General features: G+C 69.0%; 21 protein-coding genes, 2 tRNA genes and 1 pseudogene. 18 read left to right on the forward strand and 6 right to left on the reverse strand.

All coding sequences use genetic code 11. The annotated features are described in order from the left end of the window. Positions 1–45: 45 nt before the first annotated feature. Positions 46–1431 carry an amino acid permease gene (locus tag OHS70_RS24615; RefSeq protein ID WP_328400570.1) on the reverse strand — a complete coding sequence of 462 codons (1386 nt, stop codon included), beginning with the start codon at positions 1429–1431 and terminating at the stop codon, positions 46–48. A 262-nt stretch (positions 1432–1693) separates the two neighbouring features. On the opposite strand from OHS70_RS24615, the gene OHS70_RS24620 reads away from it, so the two are divergent. Further along, a complete protein-coding gene (locus tag OHS70_RS24620; protein ID WP_328400572.1) occupies positions 1694–2314 on the forward strand; it encodes a biotin transporter BioY in 621 nt (206 codons plus the stop codon). Between the two features lie 92 nt (positions 2315–2406). Here the strand turns inward: OHS70_RS24620 and OHS70_RS24625 are convergent, their stop codons facing one another. Further along, positions 2407–3849, reverse strand: coding sequence for an amino acid permease (locus OHS70_RS24625; protein ID WP_328400574.1), 1443 nt, complete (start codon positions 3847–3849; stop codon positions 2407–2409). A 197-nt stretch (positions 3850–4046) separates the two neighbouring features. On the opposite strand from OHS70_RS24625, the gene OHS70_RS24630 reads away from it, so the two are divergent. After that, a complete protein-coding gene (locus tag OHS70_RS24630) occupies positions 4047–4535 on the forward strand; it encodes a ribose-5-phosphate isomerase (RefSeq protein WP_328400576.1) in 489 nt (162 codons plus the stop codon). Between the two features lie 220 nt (positions 4536–4755). Further along, complete coding sequence (locus tag OHS70_RS24635; RefSeq protein ID WP_328400578.1) at positions 4756–5565, forward strand: Fpg/Nei family DNA glycosylase; 810 nt, start codon at positions 4756–4758, stop codon at positions 5563–5565. A gap of 51 nt (positions 5566–5616) precedes the next feature. On the opposite strand, the gene OHS70_RS24640 is transcribed toward OHS70_RS24635, so the two are convergent. Continuing rightward, positions 5617–6846, reverse strand: a complete 1230-nt coding sequence (locus tag OHS70_RS24640; RefSeq protein ID WP_328400580.1) for a GNAT family N-acetyltransferase — start codon at positions 6844–6846, stop codon at positions 5617–5619. Between the two features lie 106 nt (positions 6847–6952). Here OHS70_RS24640 and OHS70_RS24645 point away from each other — a divergent pair, with 106 nt between their 5' ends. Both OHS70_RS24645 and OHS70_RS24650 read left to right on the forward strand, forming a co-directional pair. After that, positions 6953–8098, forward strand: a complete 1146-nt coding sequence (locus tag OHS70_RS24645) for a PP2C family protein-serine/threonine phosphatase (RefSeq protein ID WP_328400582.1) — start codon at positions 6953–6955, stop codon at positions 8096–8098. 48 nt (positions 8099–8146) lie between these two features. Further along, positions 8147–8608, forward strand: a complete 462-nt coding sequence (locus tag OHS70_RS24650) for an HD domain-containing protein (RefSeq protein ID WP_328400584.1) — start codon at positions 8147–8149, stop codon at positions 8606–8608. 6 nt (positions 8609–8614) lie between these two features. Here OHS70_RS24650 and OHS70_RS24655 read toward each other — a convergent pair whose 3' ends face one another. Beyond that, on the reverse strand, positions 8615–9781 hold the full coding sequence (locus OHS70_RS24655; protein ID WP_328400586.1) for an acyltransferase family protein: 1167 nt from the start codon (positions 9779–9781) through the stop codon (positions 8615–8617). 446 nt (positions 9782–10227) lie between these two features. On the opposite strand from OHS70_RS24655, the gene OHS70_RS24660 reads away from it, so the two are divergent. Then, on the forward strand, positions 10228–10422 hold the full coding sequence (locus OHS70_RS24660) for a hypothetical protein (RefSeq protein ID WP_328400588.1): 195 nt from the start codon (positions 10228–10230) through the stop codon (positions 10420–10422). Positions 10423–10523: 101 nt separating this feature from the next. Here OHS70_RS24660 and OHS70_RS24665 read toward each other — a convergent pair. Then, positions 10524–10594 (reverse strand) — tRNA-Gly (locus tag OHS70_RS24665). A 141-nt stretch (positions 10595–10735) separates the two neighbouring features. On the opposite strand from OHS70_RS24665, the gene OHS70_RS24670 reads away from it, so the two are divergent. The 5 genes from OHS70_RS24670 to clpX all read left to right on the forward strand — a co-directional run bounded on the left by OHS70_RS24670 (position 10736) and on the right by clpX (position 15443). Then, positions 10736–10812 (forward strand) — tRNA-Pro (locus tag OHS70_RS24670). A gap of 147 nt (positions 10813–10959) precedes the next feature. Next, complete coding sequence (gene tig, locus OHS70_RS24675) at positions 10960–12354, forward strand: trigger factor (protein ID WP_328400590.1); 1395 nt, start codon at positions 10960–10962, stop codon at positions 12352–12354. 307 nt (positions 12355–12661) lie between these two features. Further along, a complete protein-coding gene (locus OHS70_RS24680) occupies positions 12662–13267 on the forward strand; it encodes an ATP-dependent Clp protease proteolytic subunit (protein WP_328405877.1) in 606 nt (201 codons plus the stop codon). A 58-nt stretch (positions 13268–13325) separates the two neighbouring features. Beyond that, positions 13326–14015, forward strand: a complete 690-nt coding sequence (locus OHS70_RS24685; protein WP_328400592.1) for an ATP-dependent Clp protease proteolytic subunit — start codon at positions 13326–13328, stop codon at positions 14013–14015. Positions 14016–14159: 144 nt separating this feature from the next. After that, positions 14160–15443, forward strand: coding sequence for an ATP-dependent Clp protease ATP-binding subunit ClpX (clpX, locus tag OHS70_RS24690; RefSeq protein ID WP_328400594.1), 1284 nt, complete (start codon positions 14160–14162; stop codon positions 15441–15443). A gap of 71 nt (positions 15444–15514) precedes the next feature. On the opposite strand, the gene OHS70_RS24695 is transcribed toward clpX, so the two are convergent. Next, positions 15515–16450 carry a hypothetical protein gene (locus OHS70_RS24695; RefSeq protein ID WP_328400596.1) on the reverse strand — a complete coding sequence of 312 codons (936 nt, stop codon included), beginning with the start codon at positions 16448–16450 and terminating at the stop codon, positions 15515–15517. 524 nt (positions 16451–16974) lie between these two features. Between OHS70_RS24695 and OHS70_RS24700 the strand changes: the two genes are divergently transcribed. The 7 genes and pseudogenes from OHS70_RS24700 (at position 16975) to mreD (ending at position 25246) form a co-directional block, all read left to right on the forward strand. Further along, positions 16975–19596 carry a valine--tRNA ligase gene (locus OHS70_RS24700; RefSeq protein WP_328400598.1) on the forward strand — a complete coding sequence of 874 codons (2622 nt, stop codon included), beginning with the start codon at positions 16975–16977 and terminating at the stop codon, positions 19594–19596. 89 nt (positions 19597–19685) lie between these two features. Next, positions 19686–21179 (forward strand): bifunctional tetrahydrofolate synthase/dihydrofolate synthase, encoded by a 1494-nt coding sequence (folC, locus tag OHS70_RS24705; protein ID WP_328400600.1) that lies wholly within the window; start codon positions 19686–19688, stop codon positions 21177–21179. A 6-nt stretch (positions 21180–21185) separates the two neighbouring features. After that, positions 21186–21533, forward strand: coding sequence for a DUF4233 domain-containing protein (locus tag OHS70_RS24710; protein WP_328400602.1), 348 nt, complete (start codon positions 21186–21188; stop codon positions 21531–21533). Positions 21534–21682: 149 nt separating this feature from the next. Continuing rightward, positions 21683–22096 carry a nucleoside-diphosphate kinase gene (gene ndk, locus OHS70_RS24715; protein WP_328400604.1) on the forward strand — a complete coding sequence of 138 codons (414 nt, stop codon included), beginning with the start codon at positions 21683–21685 and terminating at the stop codon, positions 22094–22096. Positions 22097–22350: 254 nt separating this feature from the next. Beyond that, a pseudogene (locus OHS70_RS24720) lies at positions 22351–23369 on the forward strand (rod shape-determining protein). Between the two features lie 169 nt (positions 23370–23538). Then, the gene (mreC, locus tag OHS70_RS24725) at positions 23539–24564 is read left to right on the forward strand and encodes a rod shape-determining protein MreC (RefSeq protein WP_328400606.1); all 1026 of its coding nucleotides are present in this window, start codon (positions 23539–23541) and stop codon (positions 24562–24564) included. A 13-nt stretch (positions 24565–24577) separates the two neighbouring features. Then, entirely contained in the window at positions 24578–25246 is a 669-nt protein-coding gene (gene mreD, locus OHS70_RS24730) for a rod shape-determining protein MreD (RefSeq protein WP_328400608.1), read from the forward strand.

The following is a 25246-nucleotide window of genomic DNA, read 5'->3' on the forward strand; positions in this document are numbered from 1 at the left end:
CGATGCTCACACAAGGTCAACACGCAGGTACGGCACGCCCGTCGGTCAGCCGTGCCGCTCCCGCGTCTCGCGCACGGCCGAGACCAGCAGCACCACGGCCGTCGCACCGGCCGACCACAGCACCTGCGGACGGGCCGCTTCATCGGTCAGCATCAGCACCAGCACCCCGGCCATGGCGGCCAGCGTCACCCAGGTCAGCCACGGGTACCCCCACATTCGCAGAGTGAGCATTCCGGGGGCCTCGCGCTCGATACGGCGGCGCAGCCGCAGTTGCGAGACGGCGACCAGCGCCCACACGAACAGCAGGACCGCGCCGACCGAGTTGAGCATGTAGAGAAAGACGGAATCCGGCCACTTCAGATTCAGCAGTACGGAGACGAAGCCGAAGGCGACCGAGGCGAGGACCGCCCGGCGTGGCACGCCGCCCGCGCTCACCTTGAGCAGTCCCCGCGGCGCCTCGCCGCGCTCGGCGAGCGAGAACACCATGCGGGAGGAGCCGTACAGCGTGGCGTTCAGCGCGGACAGCAGAGCCACGAAGACGACGATCTCCATGATCTGCCCGGCGTGCGGCACCCCGATCTCGTCCAGTACGGCGACGAAGGGGCTCAGCCCGGCCCGCTGTGCGGTCCACGGCAGCAGCGTCACGATGAGCAGCATCGAGCCGACATAGAAGAAGAGGATGCGGACGACCGCACTGCGTACGGCCCGGGCGACCGCGCGGCCCGGGTCGTCGGTCTCCGCGGCGGCGATCGTGACGACCTCCAGGCCGCCGAAGGCGAAGATGACCGTGAGCACGCCGGAGACGACGCCGTCCCAGCCGTTCGGCAGAAAGCCGCCGTCCCCGGTGAGATGGGTGAATCCGACCGGGTCGGTGTCCGGCAGCAGCCCGAGGACGGCGAGTGTGCCGAGGCCCAGGAACAGCACGATCGCGACGACCTTGAGGGCGGCGAACCAGAATTCGAACTCGCCGAAGTTCTTCACTGCCGTCAGGTTGACGAGGGTGAAGACCAGCATGAAGACCAGCACCCAGCCCCACTGGGGGAGTGCCGGCGCCCAGCCGTGCGCGATCTGCGCTGCCGCGGTCGCCTCCACGGCCAGCACCACCACGGTGAGGAACCAGTAGAGCCAGCCGATCGAGAAGCCCGCCCAGCGGCCGAGTGCGCGCTCCGCATGCACCGAGAAGGAGCCGGAGGCCGGCATGGCCGCGGACATCTCGCCCAGCATCCGCATCACGAGCATCGCGATCGTGCCCGCGATCAGATACGAGAGCACGATGCCGGGCCCGGCAACGGCAACTCCCGCGCCCGAGCCGACGAACAGCCCGGCCCCGATCACGCCGCCGAGCCCCAGCATCGTCAGATGACGCTGCTTGAGCCCGTGTTCGAGGGGTTCGGCCTCGGCGGCCAGGGGCGTGGGCGGCGCATCGTGCATGACGTTCGGAACTCTCGGATCACTCGGGGGGAGTTATGGGGTCCCTACAGTCTCGCCCGGCTCTGCCCTGTGAGGCAAAACCGGGCATCATGCTCCCGACCTGAGTGATGAGTCTCACGTGATCGCAGGTGTGGAGACTTTCCTTTGTCCGAACTCCACCAACGCCCGAGGCTGTGCTTTGTGGACGGCTGATGGTGATCACGTGACGGAGCGTGGGCTACGGTCACCGTGTTCCGAACTGCCCTCACCCTGCGGAGTCCTGATGAGTACTGCTGCCGCCCCCCTCCGATCCGGTGGGGTTCACCTTGCCGCAGGCAAGGTGCCGGTCCTGGCGGACCTGCTGCCCGCCGCCCGCGCCCGGTACGCCGTGGACGCCGCACTGGTGGCCGGCGGCGCGGCGCTCACCGGCATCGCCGCCCAGATTGCCGTTCCGGTCCCCGGCTCGCCGGTCCCGGTCTCCGGCCAGACGTTCGCCGCCCTGCTGGTGGGGACCGCACTCGGCGCCCGCCGGGGCTTCCTCTCGCTCGGCCTGTACGCGGTCGCCGGCGCGGCGGGCATGCCGTGGTTCGCGCAGGGCACGTCGGGCTACGGGATGCCGTCCTTCGGCTACATCCTCGGCATGCTGCTCGCCGCCACCGTCGTCGGCGCCCTGGCCCGCCGCGGCGCCGACCGCTCGGTCCTGCGCACCGCGGGCGCGATGGCCGTCGGCTCCGTGATCATCTACGCGGTCGGTGTCCCGTACCTGGCCCTCGCCACCGGGATGTCGCTGTCCGCCGCGATCTCCGCGGGCCTGGTGCCGTTCCTCATCGGTGACGCGCTCAAGGCCGCGCTGGCGATGGGCGCGCTGCCGACCGCCTGGAAGCTGGTCGGCCGCCGCGGCTGAGGCGCCTCGCACCTGCGCCGCGTGTACATACGCCGCAGCCCCGGCCCGCACGAAGCGGACCGGGGCTGCGGCGTTGATGTACGGGCTGCGGGTCAGCCGGCGGTGACCGACGACTTCGACTTCCGCACGCGGTCGAGCACCACGCCGATGGTCACCACGATCGCGGCGACCAGCATCGACAGCAGCACGACCTCGCGGTTGGCGTCGTCGAAGAGCATGTAGCCCAGCACGAAGGTGATCATCGCGGCGGTCGCCCAGGTCAGGTACGGGAAGAGCCACATCTTCACGGTCACCTTCTCCGGCGCCTCGCGCAGCAGGATCCCGCGCATCCGCAGCTGGGTGAAGCAGATCACCAGCCAGACGAACAGCGCGACCGCACCCGACGAGTTCAGCAGGAACAGGAAGACCGTGTCCTTGTACGCGTAGTTGGCCCAGACGGCGGCGAAGCCGAAGACCACGGAGCCCAGGATCGCCCACGTCGGCACGCCCTTGGCGTTGACCTTGGCGAACGCCTTCGGCGCGTCGCCGCGCTCGCCCAGCGAGAAGGCCATGCGGGAGGCCGTGTACAGGCCCGAGTTGAGGCAGGACAGAACGGCCGTCAGCACGATGACGTTCATGATCTGGCCGGCGTGCGGGATACCGATGGAGTCCAGGGCCGCGACGTAGGAGCCCTTCTCCACGATCGACGCGTCGTTCCACGGCAGCAGGGTCAGGACGACGAAGATCGAGCCCAGGTAGAAGACGGCGATCCGCCAGATCACGCTGTTGGTGGCCTTGGTGACCGCGCGCCGCGGGTCCTCGGACTCACCGGCGGCCAGCGTGACGATCTCGCTGCCCATGAAGGAGAAGACCACCATCAGCACGCCGGTGAGGATGGCGCCCGCGCCGTTCGGCAGGAATCCGCCGGCGTCGGTGAGATGGGCGAAGCCCGCGCCCGGGTTGTCGGAGCCCGGCAGGACACCGAAGACGGCCAGCAGGCCGATGATCACGAAGGCGCCGATCGCGACGACCTTGATGCCCGCGAACCAGAACTCGAACTCGCCGTACGACGAGACCGACGCCAGGTTGGTGACGGTCAGCACGACCATGACGATCAGGGCCCAGGCCCACTGCGGCACCGCCGGCATCCAGCCCTCAAGGATCACCGCACCGGCCGTGGCCTCCACGGCCAGCACGACGACCCAGAAGAACCAGTACAGCCAGCCGATGGAGAAGCCCGCCCAGCGGCCGAGCGCGCGGTCGGCGTACGCCGAGAAGGAGCCGGAGTTGGGGCTGGCGGCGGCCATCTCGCCCAGCATCCGCATCACGAACACGACGAGCACGCCGACGAGCGCGTAGGACACCAGGATGGCGGGGCCGGCCTTGGCGATGCCGCCGGAGGAGCCGACGAACAGGCCGGCGCCGATCACACCGCCGATGGCGATCATGGACAGGTGGCGGTTCTTGAGACCGGCCTGGAGACCATCGGAGGACTGCGGATTACCGGCGTTTCCGGTCTGCCCGCCTTCCTTTGTGAGGGTCGTCTGCGAGCTCATGGACGATTCCTTAGGTTCGAGAACACTCGGGTTACGAGCCCAGGCATTGAAACCCGGTACTCATCGGTACGGAAGGTCCAACTCCGGATCGTGACTCTCCCCACAGTCACGACCTCGCCCGGCCACCCCCCCCCGGGAGGACCAAGGTCCCGACCCCGCTGACCGCTACCCCCGCTTCCGCATGCCACACTCGGACCATGCGCGTGTACCTCGGCTCCGACCATGCCGGTTTCGAACTCAAGAACCACCTCGTCGAGTGGCTCACGGCCCACGGCCACGAGCCGGTCGACTGCGGCCCCCACATCTACGACGCCCAGGACGACTACCCGCCGTTCTGCCTGCGTGCCGCGGAGCGGACGGCCGCCGACGAAGGCAGCCTCGGCATCGTGATCGGCGGCTCCGGCAACGGCGAGCAGATCGCGGCGAACAAGGTCAAGGGCGTGCGCGCCGCGCTCGCCTGGAGCGAGCAGACCGCGGCCCTCGGCCGCGAGCACAACAACGCGAACGTCGTTGCCATCGGCGGCCGGATGCACTCGGTGGACGAGTCGACCAAGTTCGTCGAGATCTTCCTGAACACGCCCTACTCGGGTGAGGAGCGTCACACCCGCCGCATCGAGATGCTCTCCGCGTACGAGGCCACCGGCGAGCTCCCGCCGATCCCGGCCCACCACCCGCAGCAGGGCTGACCCGAACGCCGCAGGCGGGCCGGTTCGCCGGCCCGCCCCGCGCGGCGGGGTGCCCGCCCCCGTGCCATGACGCCGCGCCGCGTGGCGGTGTCAGGCCGAGGCCCAGGACAGCCGTCGCCGCGCGCGGGATCCGGACGTCCCCGCCGTGGGCGAAGCCCCGTGGCCCGCCCTGCGCCTGAGGTCGGGGGCGAGAGCCGCCGAACGACCACAGGAGACCGCCGTGCCCGAAGGGCATACGATCCACCGCCTCGCGGAGGACCATCTCCACCGCTTCGCGGGACGGAGCGTCCGGGTCAGCAGCCCCCAGGGCAAGTTCTCGGACAGTGCCGCCCTCCTCGACGGGCGTGTGCTCGACGGTGCCGACGCGCACGGCAAGCACCTCTTCCTCGGTTTCCAGGACACGGGCTGGGTGCACATCCACCTCGGCCTGTTCGGCAAGCTCGGCTTCGGCACGACGCCCGCCCCGCCGCCCACCGACACCGTCCGGCTCCGTCTCCTCGACGAGAGCCACTACGCGGACCTGCGCGGCCCCACCACCTGTGCCCTCGTCACCGACGGGGAGAAGCAGGCGATACACGACCGGCTCGGCCCCGACCCGCTGCGGCCGCACGACATCCCCGACCGTGCCTGGGCCCGGATCTCCCGCTCCCGCACGACCATTGCGGCGCTGCTCATGGACCAGAAGATCATCGCGGGTGTCGGGAACGTCTACCGCGCCGAAGTCCTCTTCCGGCACGGCATCGACCCTTACCGGGCCGGCCAGGACCTCACACGGCGTCAGTGGGACGCGATCTGGACGGACCTGGCCGAACTGATGCGCGAGGGTGTACGCAACAATCGCATCGACACGGTCCGGCCGGAACACACCCCCGAAGCGACGGGGCGGCCGCCCCGCGCCGACGACCACGGCGGAGAGGTCTACGTCTACCGACGGGCCCATCTGCCGTGCCACATCTGTGGCGGCGAGATCCGCACCGCCGATCTCGCCGCCCGCAATCTCTTCTGGTGCCCGGCCTGCCAGGCTGCCTGAAGTCCCGGTCGCCGCACGGCAACCGGGACACGTTCCCCTGGAATCCGTTTCCTAGAATCCGTGCGGCAGCCAGGGCGCGACATCGGAGCCGAACGCCATGGTCGCCTCCGCCAGCGCCCCGTCCCGCAGTTCCCGCACCCGCCCCGCGCCGGCGAGCGACGTCAGCGACACACCGCCCAGGTACGCCGCGCCCAACTCCCGTACGGACAGGGCCAGATCCGCGTTCCCGTCCGTGCGCTTGCAGGACGCGCCCTTGCTGTCACCGCTCAGCCGCCAACGCCCCTCGTTCCACGGGCAGAAGTCGTCCCGGACGTCGAACACCACATCGACCGGCGTCCGGTACGTGCGCGCCTCCAGCGCGGCCCCCAGTTCCACCAGCCGTACGTGCAGCGCGTCCCGCACCGTCGGCCCGCAACGCCGGATGTCCGTGACGAGGTGCAGCAGCGGGTCGTCCACGGGCCGGTTGCGGGACCGCACCGTCGAGGTCAGGTCGATCTCGCACACGAACCGCCACAGCGCCGCGTACGCCGCCGGGTCCAGCGCGTCGATGTGCCGCACCATGATCGAGCCGGCCGGTCCCGACCGGTCCCAGTGCGGCTTGTTGTGGAAGCGCACATAGCCCACGACCTCGCCGTCCCGCTCGGCCAGCACGCACTGCATCGGGGAGGCGCCCTCCCGGTCGCCAGGCGGGTCGAGCAGCGGCAGGCGCTCCCAGCCGGGACGGCGGGCGAGCATGCCGGGCCGGCTGCCGACCGTGCGCAGATACACCGCCTCGCACGCCTCGGCGCTCTCGGCCACCGGTGCGAACCGCAGCCGCACGTCGTCCGCGCCCGGCGGCGCGGCGATCCGCACCCGCGAGGAGTCGATCTCGAGCGACAGCTGGTGGGTCGCGATGCCGTAGCCGAACCGGCCGTAGATCTCCGGCTCGGACGCCGTCAGCACGGCGAGCGGCTCGCCCCAGCCGCGTACATCGTCCAGCTGACGGCGCATCATCGAGGTGAGCACCCCGCGCCGCCGGTGCGTGGCCGCCACGCTCACCATGGTCACCCCGGCAGCGGGCACGAACGCGCCGCCCGGGACCGACACCGCGAAGGTGAACGCCCCCGCGGTCCCCACGCACTCCTCGCCGTCCCACGCGCCGATCGAACGGTCGACCTCCGTCAACGCGTCCCACAGCTGGCGCTCCTGCCGGGTCTCGCCGACACCACCGAACGCGAGCTCCAGCTTCCCGTACCAGAGGTCCCACTCGGACCGCCGCAATACCCGCAGTTCAGTCGTCATGAGCCATCCCTACCAGGCGTACGCGACCCGTCGCGACCCGATTTGGAACGCAATGTCGCGGGGTCCCCCTGCACGCGGGGCGGGCGGGTGGATAGGGTCCACGGCAATGGCCCGCCGCTCTGCAGCAGACACGTTCACGGCCCGGATGCGCAAGAAGACGCACCGGGCCCGCATAGCCCTGCGCAAGTCCGGGGTCGACTACTTCCGGGGCGACGGCTCCGACTGGATCGCACTGGCCGGGCTGCTGCTGACCATCCCGGCGATCTCGTGGGGCACGGTCGCGGCGCCGGTGTGGTGCGCCCCCGCCGCCCTGGTGCTGCCGATCGTGGCCGGCGCCCTGCTGCTGCGGCCCGCGAGCCTGCTGGGCCTGTACGCGGCCGCAGCGGCCGCCCTGATCGTGGAGTCCATAGCGCTCGGCCCGTACACCGAAGGACCGGCCCGGGTCACCCCGGGAACCGTCCTGGTGGTCGCGGCCTGCGGCTTCTTCGGACTGCTCATCGCGCAGTTCCGCGCCCGGGTCGGGGTGCCCTGGCGGCGCGGCGGCACCATGCTCTTCGACCTGCGCGAACGCATCCGGGTGCAGAGCGCTCTGCCCCGGCTGCCGCTGGGCTGGCACCGTGAGATGGCGTTGCGCCCGGCCGGCGGCCAGTCCTTCTCCGGCGACTTCGTGGTCGCGGCCCGCACCAACGGCGGCCGCACCCTCGAGGTCGTCCTCACGGACGTCTCCGGCAAGGGCATGGACGCCGCCTCCCGCGCCCTGCTGCTGTCCGGAGCCTTCGGCGGGCTGCTCGGCTCCCTGCCGCCGCACGGCTTCCTGCCCGCGGCCAACGGCTATCTGCTGCGCCAGGACTGGGACGAGGGCTTCGCCACCTCCATCCATCTGGTCCTCGACCTGGACTCCGGCGACTACGAACTGTTCTCCGCGGGCCATCTGCCCGCCCTCCAGCTCCACGCGGGCAGCGGGCGCTGGGAGGAGCAGGGCGCCGACGGCCCCCTGCTCGGCATCTACGACGGAGCACAGTTCGACCCGATCAAGGGCACGCTGCGCGCCGGGGACGTGCTGATGCTGTTCACGGACGGCTTGGTGGAGGCCTCGGGCCGGGACATCGGCGAGGGCATCGACCGCCTCACCGGCGAGGCGGACCGCTATGTGGCGTCGGGCTTCGAGGGCGCCGCCTGGCATCTGATCGAGGCGGTCGCCAAGGACGTCAACGACGACCGGGCCCTGCTGCTGCTGCGCCGCCAGAGCTGACAGCAGGGTTTGTCACGGATCGGGTGAAGCGGCCCGTACAGTCGTGCCATGGCGCAGCAGAACCTGACCCTGGCCGAGATCGAGGCGATCGCCCGCGAGGCCCACACGGGCCAGAAGGACAAGTCGGGGCGTCCCTACACCGAGCATCTGGCGGCCGTGGCGAACGGGGTGCGCGCACGGGGCGGCAGCGAGGAGCAGATCGCCGCCGGCTGGCTGCACGACGCCATCGAGGACGACGCCCTGAGCCAGGAGTGGCTGGAACGGGCCGCGCTGCCGCAGTCCGTCAAGGACATGATCCTCGCGCTCAGCAAGCGCGAGGGCGAGGACCTGGCGTCCTACACGCGGCGCATCCTCGAGACCCCGGGGGCACTCCTCGTCAAGGAGGCCGACCTCGCCCACAACGCGAACCCGGCCCGGCTCGCGGCCCTGGACGAGGCGACCCGGGCCCGGCTCACCGAGAAGTACGCGAAGACCCGGGCCTTGCTCGGACTCACCGAGGGCCAGGAATGAGCGGGCTCAGCGCCGGGGCCCCAGCTCCGACGCGTCCCGCTTGAACGCCCACTTCATCTCCGGCTCGGTCACGCCCTTGAGCAGCTTCCGCACGGGGGGCGTGCACAGCAGGGTCACCGCGACCGCCGCGACCAGGGTCACCAGGATCTCGCCGCCCGGGGTGCTCAGCCACGGGTTCTCCTCGTAGAGGCCGGCGTACTGGGCGCCCCTGAGCAGGAACCCGTGCAGCAGATAGCCGCAGATGGTGCCGGCGCCCAGCACCGTGAACCATGTCCTGCGGCCCGGCACCCAGGCAAGGAAGCCGATCGTTGCCACCACCGCGCATCCGAAGAGCGCGAAGGTCATCACGCCGCCCGTCCACCACGGAACCCCGAGCTCCTGCACGGAGTCGGTGTGGTAGAACCACTTCACGTTCATCCGGGGAGCGGCCCAGTACGCGACCAGCACAGCGACCGCGAACATCGGCACCGCCAGCAGCCGCACCTCGCGGCGCCGCACCAGCTGGAAGTGCTCGGGCTTCAGGCACAGGCCCAGCACGAAGAACGGCAGGAACTGCAGCACCCGCTGGAGATTGAGATCGGCCCCGACACCCGGCGTGACCGACGCGAACGCGGCGATGGCCAGAGCGACGGGCACCGGCCACCGGATGAGCTTCCACAGGGGTGTGGTGAGGCGCCAGATGAACAGCGCGGCCAGGAACCACGTCAGGTAGTACGGGTCGAGCAGGGTGATCGGCTGGTCCGGATCGTCGTTCCCGTAGCGGTCGAAGAGCGAGTAGGCGACCTCGAAGACGAGATACGGCACCGCGATGGCCGTCAGCAGCCGCTTCAGCTGATGCGGCTTGCCGGAGTAACTCCTGGACATGTAGCCGGAGATGAGGATGAAAGCCGGCATGTGGAACGTGTAGACGACCATGTACAACGCACGTGTGGCCCGGCTGCCGTCCATCAGCGGCTCCCAGGCGTGCGCCACCGCCACCAGCACCATCGCCAGGAACTTCGCGTTGTCGAAGTAGGCGTCTCGTCGGGTGGACCGGTCGGAAGACGGCACGGCCGCCTTCCGGTCGGCCGTGACCGGGGCGGACATCGTCGTCTGCGGGGTCATTGCGACGGGCTCCGTCTCCCGGGTCCGGGGGAGCGGGGCCCTCTGATAACCATGCGGAGCGTGGAACATCTGAGGCACCTTAGCCGCGTCCATTCGATTTGGTAAATCGTGCTCCGCGTGTCGTCCATTCACATCTGAAACTACCGGTAACCGCCCGCTATGCCCCAATTAATCCCCCTTCAAGGGGACGTATCGGTCAGGGGTGGGTGCTTGAGTGAATTGCCTCACTGGCCGTCTTCGAATTTCTCGTGACCAACGTGTGGGGACATGGAAACGATCGCGATCAATTCAAGACGGCATTCACCCGGCCGGATCTGCGTCGCAGTCGCCGGCGGGCGTCGGCCGCCGGGCGGCCCGGTGCACAACGCCCCGCACATGGCGTGATCTTGGCTGGGACGATTCACCAGCAGGCAGCAAGGGCAAGGGGGTTGGTGGCACGATGTGCGGGGCGGGGGTGCGCTGGCCGCGCGCTCCCGGGCCGGTAAGGCGGACCGACCGAGGGTGTGTGATCAGTTGTGGCCATTTCACTGTCTGTGGTGCTGCTGTTGGCGATCGTCCTCGTGGTGCTGATCCGCAGCGGATCCATCAAGGCGGGGCCGGCGATCGTCGCTGCGCTCTTCGGCTTCTTCCTCGCCTCGACGGGCATGGCCCCGTCGATCAACAGATTCCTGGACTCGATAGCCGAGACGATCAACCAGATCAGCTTCTGACGCGGACGGGTTCCGACCGCACGCCCGCTCCCGGCCGGGCCGGGAACGGCTTCGGGCCCGGCAGGTGATCCATCACCTGCCGGGCCCGAAGCCGTACACAGAGCGGGCGACGGGAATCGAACCCGCGTAGCTAGTTTGGAAGACTAGTGCTCTACCATTGAGCTACGCCCGCAAGCTCGCACCGCAGGTCACGACCGTGCGGCACGAAGAGCATCGTAGCGGTTTCCTGCCGCTCACCGCACACCCCATTCCGGACGCCGGGAAAACGGCACGGCACACGGCCTGTGGGCATGTACCCTACGGTTCGCACCGACGGGGTGTGGCGCAGCTTGGTAGCGCGTCCGCTTTGGGAGCGGAAGGTCGTCGGTTCGAATCCGGCCACCCCGACCAGGAAGATCGCGTTGTGAGGCTCCTCCTGCTTGCCGTTACTATGCAAGCTGCGTGCCCGTGTGTCTGATGTGCCGGGCCCGATCCGCTGAACCGCTGAATCGCAGCGTCAGCGAACCCCAAGAAGTCAGCCACCAAGGAGACCGAACCGTGAAGAGCGCCGTGGAGACCCTGAACCCGACCCGGGTTCGGCTCACTGTCGAGGTGCCCTTCGAGGAGCTCAAGGACAGCCTCGACGCGGCGTACAGGAAGATCAACCAGCAGGTCACGGTGAAGGGCTTCCGCAAGGGCAAGATCCCCGCCCGAGTGATCGACCAGCGGTTCGGCCGTGGTGCGGTGCTGGAGGAGGCCGTCAACGACGCGCTCCCGAAGTTCTACACCGAGGCGGTCAACGAGGCGGAGATCAATCCGCTCGGGCAGCCCGAGGTCGACATCACCGAGCTGAAGGACGGCGACACGCTGAACTTCACCGCCGAGGTCGACATCCGCCCGACGATCGAGATCCCGGACTACTCCGGCATCGAGGTCACCGTCGACGCCGTCGAGGTCACCGACGAGGACGTCGAGAAGTCGGTCGAGCAGCTGCGTGAGCGCTTCGCCTCCACCAACCCCGTGGAGCGCGCCGCCGCCGAGGGCGACGTCGTGACGATCGACCTCGAGGCCAAGGTCGACGGCGAGGTGCTGGCCGACGGCGTCGCCAACGGCATCACCTACACCATCGGCTCCGGCGAGCTGCTCGACGGCATCGACGAGGCCGTCACCGGCCTGGAGGCCGGCGGCGAGGCCACCTTCACCTCCGAGCTCAAGGGCGGCAGCGCCGAGGGCAAGGAGGCCGAGGTCTCTGTCAAGGTGACCGCCGTCGCGGCCCGCGAGCTCCCCGAGCTCGACGACGACTTCGCCCAGATGGCGAGCGAGTTCGACACCCTCGAAGAGCTCAAGGCGGACAGCCGCCAGCGCCTCGAGAACATGAAGCAGTACGACCAGGCCACCCAGGCCCAGGAGCGTGTCCTCGAGGAGCTGCTGAAGCTGGCGGAGGTCCCGATCCCCGAGAAGCTCCTCGAGGACGAGATCAACACCCGTAAGCACAACCTCGAGCACCACCAGCTCGGCCAGATGGGCATCGACCTCGCCAAGTACCTGGAGATCCAGGGCAAGTCCGAGGAAGAGTTCGACGCCGAGACCAAGGAGCAGGCGGTCAAGGGCATCAAGACCCAGTTCCTCCTCGACGAGCTCGTCAACAAGGAGAAGCTGAACGTCAACCAGGAGGAGCTCACCGAGCACCTCATGCGGCGTGCCGCCTCCTCCGGCATGAGCCCCGACCAGTTCGCCAAGGCCGTCGTCGAGGGCGGCCAGGTGCCGATGCTCGTCGGCGAGGTCGCCCGCGGCAAGGCGCTGGCCGTGGTCGTCGAGGCCGCCAAGGTCGTCGACACCAACGGTGAGGTCGTCGACCTCGAGGACGAGGACGAGACCGAGACCGCCGCCGAGACGGTCGAGGGCGTCGTCGAGGCCGAGTCCGGCGAGGCCGAGGAGAAGACCGAGGCCTGAGCCTCGCGCTGATCCCGCGACGGGCTCCGGACGCCATCACGCGCGCCGGGGCCCGTCCGCATACCGGTGCCCCACCACGGCCACAAGGCCGCAGGTCGGGGACGCATGCCGGTGCGTCTGCGCGCCTTCGAACGGGAACCGCTCACCTTGCGCTCCGAGCGAACAGTTCGGGAACCGGGATGGCGGCCGCCCACCTGCGCGTTAGGGTCCATGAATACGAGGGCAGGTCACTGACCGCCCCGGGTACGAAGACGCTGAGACGGCAGGCAGCCGTCAGAGACGAGCAGGTGGATACGTGACGAATCTGATGCCTTACGCCGCCGGTGAACCGTCCATCGGTGGTGGCCTCGGCGACCATGTCTACAACCGGCTGCTCGGCGAGCGCATCATCTTCCTCGGCCAGCAGGTCGACGACGACATCGCCAACAAGATCACGGCGCAGATGCTGCTCCTTGCCGCTGACCCGGACAAGGACATCTACCTCTACATCAACAGCCCCGGCGGTTCGGTGACGGCCGGCATGGCGGTCTACGACACCATGCAGTACATCCCGAACGACGTGGTGACCATCGGCATGGGCATGGCCGCCTCGATGGGCCAGTTCCTGCTGACGGGCGGCGCCGTGGGCAAGCGCTTCGCGCTCCCCAACACCGACATCCTCATGCACCAGGGTTCGGCCGGACTGGGCGGCACCGCCTCCGACATCAAGATCCAGGCCGAGTACCTGCTGCGCACGAAGCAGCGCATGGCGGAGATCACCGCCCACCACTCGGGTCAGACTGTCGAGACGATCATCCGCGACGGCGACCGCGACCGCTGGTTCACCGCGGAGGAGGCCCGGAACTACGGCCTCATCGACGAGATCATCTCCGCCGCATCGGGCGTCCCCGGCGGCGGCGGCACCGGCGCCTGAGCCCTCGCGGCCGCAGCCGGCGCACCTGCCTGACCTACGCCCACAGAACGCCACCAGGATGGTGAACACCGACATGAGCAACTTCTCCGGCCTCTCCGGCGCCGCCAGCGGCCTCTACACCGGCCCTGCGGTGGACAACCGCTACGTCGTCCCGCGCTTCGTCGAGCGCACCTCGCAGGGCGTGCGTGAGTACGACCCGTACGCGAAGCTCTTCGAGGAGCGCGTGATCTTCCTCGGCGTGCAGATCGACGACGCGTCCGCCAACGACGTCATGGCGCAGCTGCTGTGCCTGGAGTCGATGGACCCGGACCGCGACATCTCGATCTACATCAACAGCCCTGGTGGTTCCTTCACCGCGCTGACGGCCATCTACGACACGATGCAGTTCGTGAAGCCGGACATCCAGACGGTCTGCATGGGCCAGGCGGCCTCCGCCGCGGCCGTGCTGCTCGCAGCCGGCACCCCCGGCAAGCGGATGGCCCTGCCGCACGCCCGCGTGCTGATCCACCAGCCGTCCTCGCAGACGGGCCGGGAGCAGCTCTCCGACCTGGAGATCGCGGCCAACGAGATCCTGCGCATGCGCGTGCAGCTGGAGGAGATGCTGGCCAAGCACTCCACCACCCCGATCGAGAAGGTCCGCGACGACATCGAGCGCGACAAGATCCTGACCGCCGAGGACGCGCTCGCGTACGGCCTCGTCGACCAGATCGTCTCCACCCGCAAGAGCACGGCCGCAGCGGCCGCCTGAGCGGTCCGGCGCCCTTGGCGCGGTACACGACAATGTGAACCGCGCCAAGGGGGGCCCGAACGGGGGGCTCGGCAAGGTACCGTCGGATATGAGGCACCAGGAGCGGCTGAACCAAGCCGCTCCCAGGCGAAGGGGAAGCACCTCGTGGCACGCATCGGTGATGGCGGCGATCTGCTCAAGTGCTCGTTCTGCGGCAAGAGCCAGAAGCAGGTGAAGAAGCTCATCGCAGGGCCCGGTGTGTACATCTGCGACGAGTGCATCGATCTCTGCAACGAGATCATCGAGGAGGAACTCGCCGAGACCTCCGAGGTGCGGTGGGAGGAACTCCCCAAGCCGCGCGAGATCTACGAGTTCCTCGAAGGCTATGTCGTCGGGCAGGAGCCCGCGAAGAAGGCCCTCTCGGTAGCGGTCTACAACCACTACAAGCGCGTCCAGGCCGGTGAGAACGGCGGCGCGCAGGGCCGGGACGACGCGATCGAGCTCGCGAAGTCCAACATCCTGCTGCTGGGCCCCACGGGCTCCGGCAAGACGCTGCTGGCCCAGACGCTCGCCCGCATGCTGAACGTCCCGTTCGCGATCGCGGACGCGACGGCGCTGACGGAGGCGGGCTATGTCGGCGAGGACGTCGAGAACATCCTGCTCAAGCTGATCCAGGCGGCCGACTACGACGTCAAGAAGGCCGAGACCGGGATCATCTACATCGACGAGATCGACAAGGTCGCCCGTAAGAGCGAGAACCCGTCGATCACCCGGGACGTGTCGGGCGAGGGCGTCCAGCAGGCACTGCTGAAGATCCTGGAAGGCACCACGGCGTCGGTGCCCCCGCAGGGCGGTCGCAAGCACCCGCACCAGGAGTTCATCCAGATCGACACGACGAACGTGCTCTTCATCGTGGGCGGCGCGTTCGCCGGCCTGGAGAAGATCATCGAGTCGCGTGCGGGCGCCAAGGGCATCGGCTTCGGCGCCACGATCCGCTCCAAGCGCGAGATCGAGGCAAGCGACCAGTTCCAGGAGGTCATGCCGGAGGACCTGGTGAAGTTCGGGATGATCCCGGAGTTCATCGGCCGTCTCCCGGTCATCACCTCGGTCCACAACCTGGACCGCGAGGCCCTCCTGAAGATCCTGGTCGAGCCGCGCAACGCACTGGTGAAGCAGTACCAGCGCCTGTTCGAACTCGACGGCGTGGAGCTGGACTTCGACCTCCCGGCCCTGGAGGCCATCGCCGACCAGGCGATCCTGCGCGGCACAGGCGCGCGGGGCCTGCGGGCGATCATGGAAGAGGTCCTGATGTCGGTGATGTACGAGGTCCCGTCCCGTAAGGACGTGGCGCGCGTGGTCATCACGGAGGACGTGGTCCACAACAACGTGAACCCGACGCTGGTGCCGCGGATCGTGAAGGACGACGGCCGCCACGAGAAGAGCGCGTAGCGCACAGGGCTCGAACGCGAAAGGGGCGCCCGGCCGGTTGAACAACCGGCCGGGCGCCCCTTTCGTGCTCACTACAGCTTGACGCGGACTTCCTTGCGGAGCTTGGCGGTGATGCTCGCGGCGTCGTCGGGCGACGTTCCCTTACCGGTCATCATGGAGGCCAGGTCGACCGGCATCACGAAGCCGAGGGTGCTGTGGTCCGCCCACATGCACACCGACATGGTGAGCTCCTTGGGAGCGCCGGAGTTGGAGCTGCCGGGCTTGGTCTTGATCTGCTGGCACTTCAGCACGGCGCCCTCGAGCTCCTTGGGCTCGTACGCCTGCGGGCTGCCCACCAGTTCGGCGTCGTCGTCCTTCTCCTTCTCGGACGACTCCTTCATGTCGGCGAACGCGGCGTCGATGGCTGCCTCGGGGTCCTCGATGTCGCCGTAGATGCCGCCGAAGGTGATCATCTTCGCGGCCAGCGGGTTCTCCTCGCTCCCCGACTTGTAAGCGGCCTCGACCTCCTTGGGGTTCTTGATGCCCATCTTCGCGGCGTCCTTGAGGAAGTCGTCGTCGGACGAGCTGCCACCGCTGCTGCTCGAGTCCTTCTTGTACTCGGTGAGCACGGTCTCCGGCGTGATGAGCTTGTGCGGGCCGTCGTCGGCGACGTCACTGCCACCGCCGCCGGCCGTGAGGAAGTACACGCCACCCGCGATCACCGCGAGCGCCACCACCGCGGAGGCCACGATCAGGCCCGTCTTCTTCTTCGGGGGCGCCGGCGGGGGCGGGACCTGGCCGTAGGGGGCCTGCTGGCCGTACTGGGGCTGCTGGCCGTACGGGCCGGGCTGCTGGGGGTAGCCGTACCCCTGCGGCTGCTGCTGCGGCGGAACGCCCTGCGGAGCCTGCTGCGGGTACCCGTAGCCGGGCTGCGGGGCCTGCGGCTGCTGGCCGTAGGGACCCGGCTGGCCGTACGGGCCGGGCTGCTGAGGCTGACCGCCGTACGGGCCCGGCTGGTTGTAACTCATTACGGGTGTTCCCCTCGTGATGTCTATGTGTTCCGAACATCCTGGCGCAACTGGCATGAGCATGGGGCGCCGGGGGTCACACCGTTACGCAGTTGCCCCGTTCAGTACGGCCCTGTGACACCGTCAGGGCCCGCGCCGGCGAACGGACCGGCCGCGTGCCGGAGTCAGAGCTTGACGCGGACGTCGTTGCGGAGCTTGGCGGCGACGCTCGCGGCGTCCTCCGGCGAGCCGGCCGTGCCCCCGAGCACCGCGGCCGCGCTGACAGGCAGCACCGCCTCCTGTGACGGCTGGCCGTAACCGGGATGCGGGGCCTGCGGCGGTTGGCCGTACGGGCCAGGCTGCCCGTGCGGTCCGGACTGCTGCGGTTGCTGCCCGGCGTACGGGCCTGGGTGGTTGTGGCTCAGTGATGTTTACGTGTCCCCGACATCGTGACCCAGCCCAGAGCCTGCAGGGCGGGGCGGGGTCACACCGGTGCGCGGGATTCCCGTTTCAGTACGGCCCTGGGACACCTCTAAACTGACCCCGTGACCGAGAACACTCAGCAGCAGACCGCCAGTAACCCCGAACTGCCGACCCAGTACGCGCCGGCCGAGGTAGAGGGGAAGCTGTACGAGCGCTGGGTAGAGCGCGGGTACTTCGAGGCGGACTCGAAGAGCGAGAAGCCGCCGTACACCGTCGTCATCCCGCCGCCGAACGTCACGGGCAGCCTGCACCTGGGCCACGCCTTCGAGCACACACTGATCGATGCCCTCACCCGCCGCAAGCGCATGCAGGGCTACGAGACGCTGTGGCAGCCGGGCATGGACCATGCGGGTATCGCGACTCAGAACGTCGTCGAGCGCGAGCTCGGTAAGGAGGGCAAGTCCCGCCACGATCTGGGGCGTGAGGCTTTCGTCGACCGTGTCTGGCAGTGGAAGGCCGAGTCCGGCGGGCAGATCTCCGGTCAGATGCGCCGCCTCGGTGACGGTGTCGCCTGGTCGCGTGAGCGCTTCACCATGGACGAAGGGCTGTCCAAGGCTGTCCAGACGATCTTCAAGAAGCTGTACGACGACGAGCTGATCTACCGCGCCGAGCGCATCATCAACTGGTGCCCCCGGTGTCTGACGGCCATCTCGGACATCGAGGTCGAGTACCAGGACGACGACGGCGAGCTCGTCTCCATGAAGTACGGCGACGGCGACGACACCATCGTCGTCGCCACAACGCGCGCCGAGACCATGCTCGGTGACACCGCGGTCGCCGTCCACCCGGACGACGAGCGCTACGCCCACCTGGTCGGCAAGCAGATCAAGCTGCCGCTCACCGACCGCACGATTCCGGTCGTCGCCGACACGCACGTCGACCCGGAGTTCGGCACGGGTGCCGTCAAGGTAACGCCCGCGCACGACCCGAATGACTTCGAGATCGGCCAGCGTCACAACCTGCCGGCCATCGCCATCATGGACGAGCACGCGATCATCACAGCGCACGGACCGTTCCAGGGCCTGGACCGACTGGAGGCGCGCAGCGCCATCGTCGGCGCGCTGCGTGCCGAGGGCCGGATCGTCGCGGAGAAGCGTCCGTACCTCCACTCCGTCGGGCACTGCTCCCGCTGCAAGACCACCATCGAGCCGCGTCTGTCGATGCAGTGGTGGGTCAAGGTCGGCCCGCTCGCGAAGGCCGCCGGTGACGCCGTCCGCGACGGACGGGTCAAGATCCACCCGCAGGAGATGGAGAAGCGGTACTTCGACTGGGTCGACAACCTCCATGACTGGTGCATCTCGCGCCAGCTGTGGTGGGGCCACCGCATCCCTGTTTGGTACGGCCCCAACGGCGAGATCGTCTGCGTCGGACCGGACGACGAGGCACCCACCGGCGAGGGCTGGACCCAGGAGACCGATGTCCTGGACACCTGGTTCTCCTCCGGTCTGTGGCCTTTCTCGACGCTGGGCTGGCCCGAGCGGACCGAGAGTCTCGCGAAGTTCTACCCGAACTCGGTCCTGGTCACGGGCTACGACATCCTCTTCTTCTGGGTCGCCCGGATGATGATGTTCGGCCTGTACGCGATGGACGGCACCCCGCCGTTCCACACCATCGCCCTGCACGGCATGGTCCGCGACCAGTTCGGCAAGAAGATGTCGAAGTCCTTCGGCAATGCGGTCAACCCGCTGGACTGGATGGACAAGTACGGCTCCGACGCCCTGCGCTTCACGCTGGCCCGCGGTGCCAACCCGGGGGTTGATGTCCCGATCGGCGAGGACTGGGTCCAGGGTTCCCGCAACTTCGCCAACAAGATCTGGAACGCCACCCGCTTCGCCCTGATGAACGGCGCGACGGTCGACGGTGAACTGCCGCCCGTCGAGCAGCTGTCGGCGACGGATCGCTGGATCCTGTCCCGGCTGAACAAGACGGTCGCCGAGGTCGACGCGAACTACGAGGACTATCAGTTCGCGAAGCTGTCCGAGGCTCTCTTCCACTTCGCGTGGGACGAGGTCTTCGACTGGTACGTCGAACTGTCGAAGACCACGTTCTTCGAGGGCGGCGAGCAGGCACGGGTCTCCGGCCGGGTCCTCGGTGAGGTCCTGGACGTGATGCTCCGGCTGCTCCACCCCGTCGTCCCGTTCGTCACCGACACTCTGTGGACGACCCTGACCGGCGGCGAGTCCCTCGTCATTGCCGACTGGCCGAACGACAGCGGGTTCCGCGACGAGGCCGCCGAGCAGGAGATCGCCCTCGTCCAGCGGGTGGTCACCGAGGTCCGCCGGTTCCGTTCCGACCAGGGGCTGCAGCCGGGCCAGAAGGTCCCGGCCCGCCTCACCCTGGACGGCACCGCGCTCGCGCCGCACGAGGCCGCGATCCGGCAGCTGCTCCGGCTGCAGCCGGAGGGTGAGGACTTCAGCGCGACGGCGACTCTTCCGGTCGCCGGTGCCACCGTCGCTCTGGACCTGTCCGGCACGATCGACGTCGAGGCCGAGCGCAAGCGCCTCACGAAGGATCTGGCCAACGCCGAGAAGGAGCGGGCGCAGGCGACCGGCAAGCTCGGCAACGAGGCGTTCCTCGCCAAGGCCCCGGACAACGTGGTCGACAAGATCCGGACCCGGCTCGCCAAGGCCGACGAGGACATCGCGCGGATCACCCAGCAGCTCGAGGCCCTGCCCAAGGGCTGACGGCAGCACACGCCGTACGAGTGAGGCTCCGGGGACGCCCCCCGGGGCCTCGCCCGTCCCTGTCGGTGCTCGTCCGTAGACTGGACCCCGTGAGTGAGCAGCAGCCCGACGCCTTCGACGAGATCGTCGACGCCCAGACAGACCGCGACCCAGACCTGGCGGTGATCGAGGCCGGCAGCCGCACCCTGCGTACGCAGGCCGGGGTGCCGCAGAGCGACGCCGTGCCCGCTCGGCCCGCCGACCCGGAGGTGGACAAGGCGCTGCGCGAGGTGGAGACGGACCTGGCGACGCGCTGGGGCGAGACCAAGCTGGAGCCCTCGGTCAGCCGGATCACGGCCCTGATGGACGTGCTGGGCGAGCCCCAGCGCGCGTACCCCTCGATCCACATCACGGGGACGAACGGCAAGACGTCCACGGCCCGCATGATCGAGGCCCTGCTCGGCGCTTTCGAGCTGCGCACCGGCCGGTACACCTCGCCGCACGTCCAGTCGATCACCGAGCGGATCAGCCTCGACGGTGCCCCGATCGAGGCGGAGCGCTTCGTCGAGACGTACAACGACATCAAGCCGTACGTGGAGATGGTCGACGCCTCGCAGGAGTTCCGGCTGTCGTTCTTCGAGGTGCTCACCGGTATGGCGTACGCCGCCTTCGCCGACGCCCCGGTGGACGCCGCCGTGGTCGAGGTCGGCATGGGCGGAAGCTGGGACGCGACGAACGTGATCGACGCGACGGTCGCCGTCGTCACCCCCATCGACCTGGACCACACCGACCGCCTCGGCTCCACGCCCGCCGAGATCGCCGCCGAGAAGGCGGGGATCATCAAGGAGGGCGCGACGGTCATCCTGGCGCAGCAGCCGGTGGACGCCGCGCAGGTGATGCTGAAGAAGGCCGTCGAGGTCGACGCCACGGTCGCGCGCGAGGGCATGGAATTCGGCGTGGTCTCCCGCGAAGTGGCGGTAGGCGGCCAGCTGCTGACGCTGCGCGGACTCGGCGGCGAGTACGACCAGATCTTCCTCCCGCTGTACGGCGCCCACCAGGCGCACAACGCGGCCGTGGCGCTGGCGGCGGTCGAGGCGTTCTTCGGCGTCGGTGCCGAGCAGGCCCGTCTGCTGGACGTGGACACCATCCGCAAGGCGTTCGCCTCGGTGGCCTCGCCCGGCCGCCTGGAGGTCGTGCGGCGCAGCCCCACGGTCGTCCTGGACGCCGCGCACAACCCCGCCGGCGCAAGGGCGTCGGCGGACGGCATCACGGAGTCGTTCGGCTTCTCGCGCCTGATCGGCGTGGTCGGAACCAGCGCCGACAAGGACGTCCGCGGGCTGCTCGAGGCATTCGAGCCGATCTTCGCGGAGGTCGTCGTCACGCAGAACTCCACCCCGCGCGCGATGGACGCGGACGAGCTGGCAGCGCTCGCCGTGGAGGTCTTCGGCGATGAGCGGGTGGTCGTGGAGCCGCGGCTCGACGACGCCCTGGAGGCGGCGATCACGCTCGCCGAGGAGGAGTCGGAGTTCGCGGGCGCCGGAGTCCTGGTGACCGGTTCGGTGATCACGGTCGGCGAGGCCCGGCTGCTGCTCGGGAGGGGCTGAGGCCTTATGCGTACGCTCTGTGCATCCACCTTGATCGGTGAATTCTTCGTGGTGGCCTTCGCGGGTCTGGTCGCGATGAAGTCGGACGACGTCTCGATGACGGCGGTCTGGACGGTCTGCGGCATCGCGATGCTGTTCTCGCTGCTGCTGTGCGGGATGATCACCCGTCGTGGCGGGATACCGCTCGGCTGGGCGCTGCAGATCGCGCTGGTCGCCAGCGGCTTCGTGGTGCCGGCGATGTTCTTCCTCGGCGTGCTGTTCGCGGCGCTCTGGTGGGCTTCGGTGCACTACGGCCGCAGGATCGACGAGGCCAAGGCCAGGTGGGCCGCGCAGAGCGAGGCGCAGGCGCAGTAGCAGAGGTGCCTGTGCCGGCTGCTTTGTTCGTCGCACCCGGGCGTGCCCCTGCGCGCGCGGGGATCGACGGTCCGGGTGCCGCCCGTCACCACGCACCGGGTAGCCTCGGGCCAACCGCACACATCCTGGCCTGCAAGGAGCCGCACACCATGACTCAGCGCACCCTCGTCCTTCTCAAGCCGGACGCCGTCCGACGCGGACTCGTGGGCGAGGTCATCGGCCGCATCGAGCGGAAGGCCGGCTGGCAGATCACCGCGCTGGAGCTGCGACAGCTCGACCGCGCCACCCTGGAGCAGCACTACGCCGAGCACGTCGGCCGGCCGTTCTACGAGCCGCTCGTCGAGTTCATGCTCTCCGGCCCGGTCGTCGTGCTCGTCGTCGACGGTGAGCGGGTCATCGAGGGAGTCCGCCAGCTGGCGGGGCCGACCGACCCGATCGCCGCAGCCCCCGGGTCCATTCGTGGGGACTTCGGCACCATCGTCCGGGAGAACCTGATCCACGCCTCGGACTCCGAGGAGTCCGCCATTCGGGAACTCAAGATTTTCTTTCCCGGCCTTTCCTGATAGTTCGTCAGTCGTTCAGGGATGATGACCTGGGGCGACCGAAGGAATTTCGGTCGCCCTTCGGTATAGGAGTCGTCAATGCGGGAACGCATCGCTCCGACACCTCGTCACCATTACTGAGGTGGACCACCGCTGCGCGTTCGTGCAGGCAGCACTACGATGGAACCCTCCACGCAGCAGCACCCACCTCGCCGTCCTAAAAAGCCATCAATGCTCGATTTGGGAAGGCCAGACGCATCCTCATGGGGAACAACATGTCGTTCATCGGCCGTGACATGGCTGTCGACCTCGGGACCGCCAACACGCTGGTGTACGTCAGAGGCCGGGGGATCGTTCTCAACGAGCCGTCCGTCGTCGCGATCAACACCAACACGGGCGGCATTCTCGCGGTCGGCGCAGAGGCGAAGAAGATGATCGGCCGGACGCCGGGCAACATCGTTGCCGTCCGGCCGCTGAAGGACGGCGTCATCGCCGACTTCGAGATCACCGAGCGGATGCTCCGCTATTTCATCCTGAAGATCCACAAGCGTCGCTATCTCGCCGTCCGCGTGTCGTCGTCTGTGTGCCCTCCGGTATCACGGGCGTTGAGCGTCGCGCGGTCATCGAGGCGTCGACGCAGGCGGGTGCCCGGCAGGTGCACATCATCGAGGAGCCCATGGCCGCGGCCATCGGCTCCGGGCTTCCCGTCCACGAGGCGACCGGCAACATGGTCGTCGACATCGGTGGCGGCACGACCGAGGTCGCCGTGATCTCCCTCGGCGGAATCGTCACGGCGCAGTCGATCCGGGTCGCCGGCGACGAGCTGGACAATGCGATCATCCAGCACATCAAGAAGGAGTACTCGCTCCTGCTCGGTGAGCGGACCGCCGAGAGCATCAAGATCACCATCGGCTCGGCCTTCGAGATGGACAAGGAAGAGCACACCGAGATCCGCGGCCGTGACCTCGTCTCAGGTCTGCCCAAGACCGTGGTCATCTCCGCCTCCGAGGTCCGCAAGGCCATCGAGGAACCGGTCAACGCGATCGTCGACGCCGTCAAGACCACCCTCGACAAGTGCCCGCCTGAGCTGTCCGGCGACGTCATGGACCGTGGCATCGTCCTGACCGGCGGTGGCGCGCTGCTGCGCGGCCTGGACGAGCGGCTGCGGTACGAGACCGGTATGCCGATCCACATCGCCGAGGACCCGCTGGACTCGGTGGCGCTCGGATCGGGCAAATGCGTCGAGGAGTTCGAGGCGCTGCAGCAGGTGCTGGACGCCCAGCCCCGCCGCTAGTGGACACCGTTCACGAAGCCCAGGTGCGGAACCTGATGACGCCGCGAAACCTCCCCCCACGCCCCGGCGGGCGTGGGGGGACCCCCATACGGGCGCGCTGCCAACCCGTACGGCGGTTCGTTGACACAGAGACACCCATATTCCGACGAGGAAGGCACGGCCGCCGCACGTGAGGGACACACGAGAGAGCCGGCTGCTCCTGGTGCTGCTGATCGCCATCGCGTTCGCACTGATCACGGTGGACATCCGAGGCGGCGAGGAGTCACCGGTCGACGGCGCCCGGCAGGCCGCCGCCACGGTCTTCGGCCCGGTCGAGAACGGAGTCGCAGCGGCCGTCGACCCGATCGGCAACGCCATCGGAGCCGTACGCGACTCGGGCGAGCGCCACGATCGCATCAGCGTCCTGGAGCGGGAGAACGCCGAACTCAAGGCACGGCTCGGCAGCGACGACCGCAACCGCAGCCGGGCCCGCGAGCTCGACGGGATACTCAAGACGGCGGCAGCGGGCCAGTACGGCATCAAGGGCGCCGAAGTCATCGCCATAGGAGCCGCCCAGGGCTTCTCCTGGACGGTGACCATCGACATCGGCTCCGACGACGGCATCGCCCGGGACATGACCGTCCTCAACGGCGACGGACTCGTCGGACGGGTCACCACCGTCGGCCCCGGCACGGCGACCGTCCTGCTCGCCATCGACCCGGACTTCACCGTCGGTACCCGGATGGAGAAGACCAACGAACTGGGCTTCGCCACCGGTCAGGGCGACCGGCCGCTCTCCGTCCAGCTGCTCAACGGCAAGGCCAAGGTGAAGAAGGGCGACCGGCTGGTCACCTTCGGCTCGCAGGCCGACCGTCCCTTCGTGCCCGGTGTCCCCGTCGGTGAGATCGTCCGCGTCGAACCTCTGGGCGGCGACCTCACCCGCAACGTCTACGTCCGCCCGTACGTCGGCTTCAGCAAGCTCGACATCGTCGGCGTGGTCGTCAAGGCGCCCCGCAGCGACCCGCGCGACACGGTTCTGCCTCCCAAGCCCGCCAAGCCGAAGCCCACACCCACGGTCACCGTGACGGTCACACCGGGCCAGACGCCGCCCGAGAACGGGGAACAGGAGCGGGCCCAGGGCGACGGTCCCTCCCCGGGCAGCAGCCAGTCCCCCGGAAACGGGGACACCGACCCGGCCGTCCAGAACGACGAGTAGGAGCCGATCCGTCATGCGCTTCAACCGGATGCTGCTCTCCACGACCCTCGTCGTGGTCGCCCTCGTCGTCCAGGTCTGCGTCCTCGCCCGCCTTCAGCTCCCCGGCGCCGTGCCCGACCTGATGCTCCTCGTCGTGCTCGCACTCGCCATGGTGTACGGCCACGTGGCGGGCGCGTTCATCGGCTTCGGCGCGGGCCTGCTCGCCGACCTCGCCCCGCCCGCGGACCACGCCGCCGGCCGCTATGCCCTCGTGCTGTGCGTCATCGGCTATCTCGCCGGTCTCGCGCGGCCCGACAGCGGCCAGTTCAAGTCCGCCGCAGGCCCGATGGCCGTGGTCGTCGCGGCCGCCATCGGCTCCACCCTGCTGTACGCGGGCGTCGGCGCCCTCGTCGGCGACACCGCCGCCCGTCATGTGGGGCTGGGCAGCCTGCTGTTCACCGCCGCCGTCTACGACCTGCTCCTCGCACCCTTCACCGTCCCGCTGATCATGGCCCTCGCCAGACGCGGCGAGAACGACCCGCTCGCCGACAGTCAGAGCTCGTCGGGCACCGATGTGTCCTCCGGCTGGCTCTCCTCAGGCACCGGGCTGCGCATCGGCAGCCAGCGCAGCGGACTGCGGGTCAAGGCGGCCAGGACACGTGCGGCACGCGCCGGACGCATCAAGGGAGTCAAGCGACTGTGA

Source organism: Streptomyces sp. NBC_00390 (assembly GCF_036057275.1).
GTDB lineage: Bacteria > Actinomycetota > Actinomycetes > Streptomycetales > Streptomycetaceae > Streptomyces.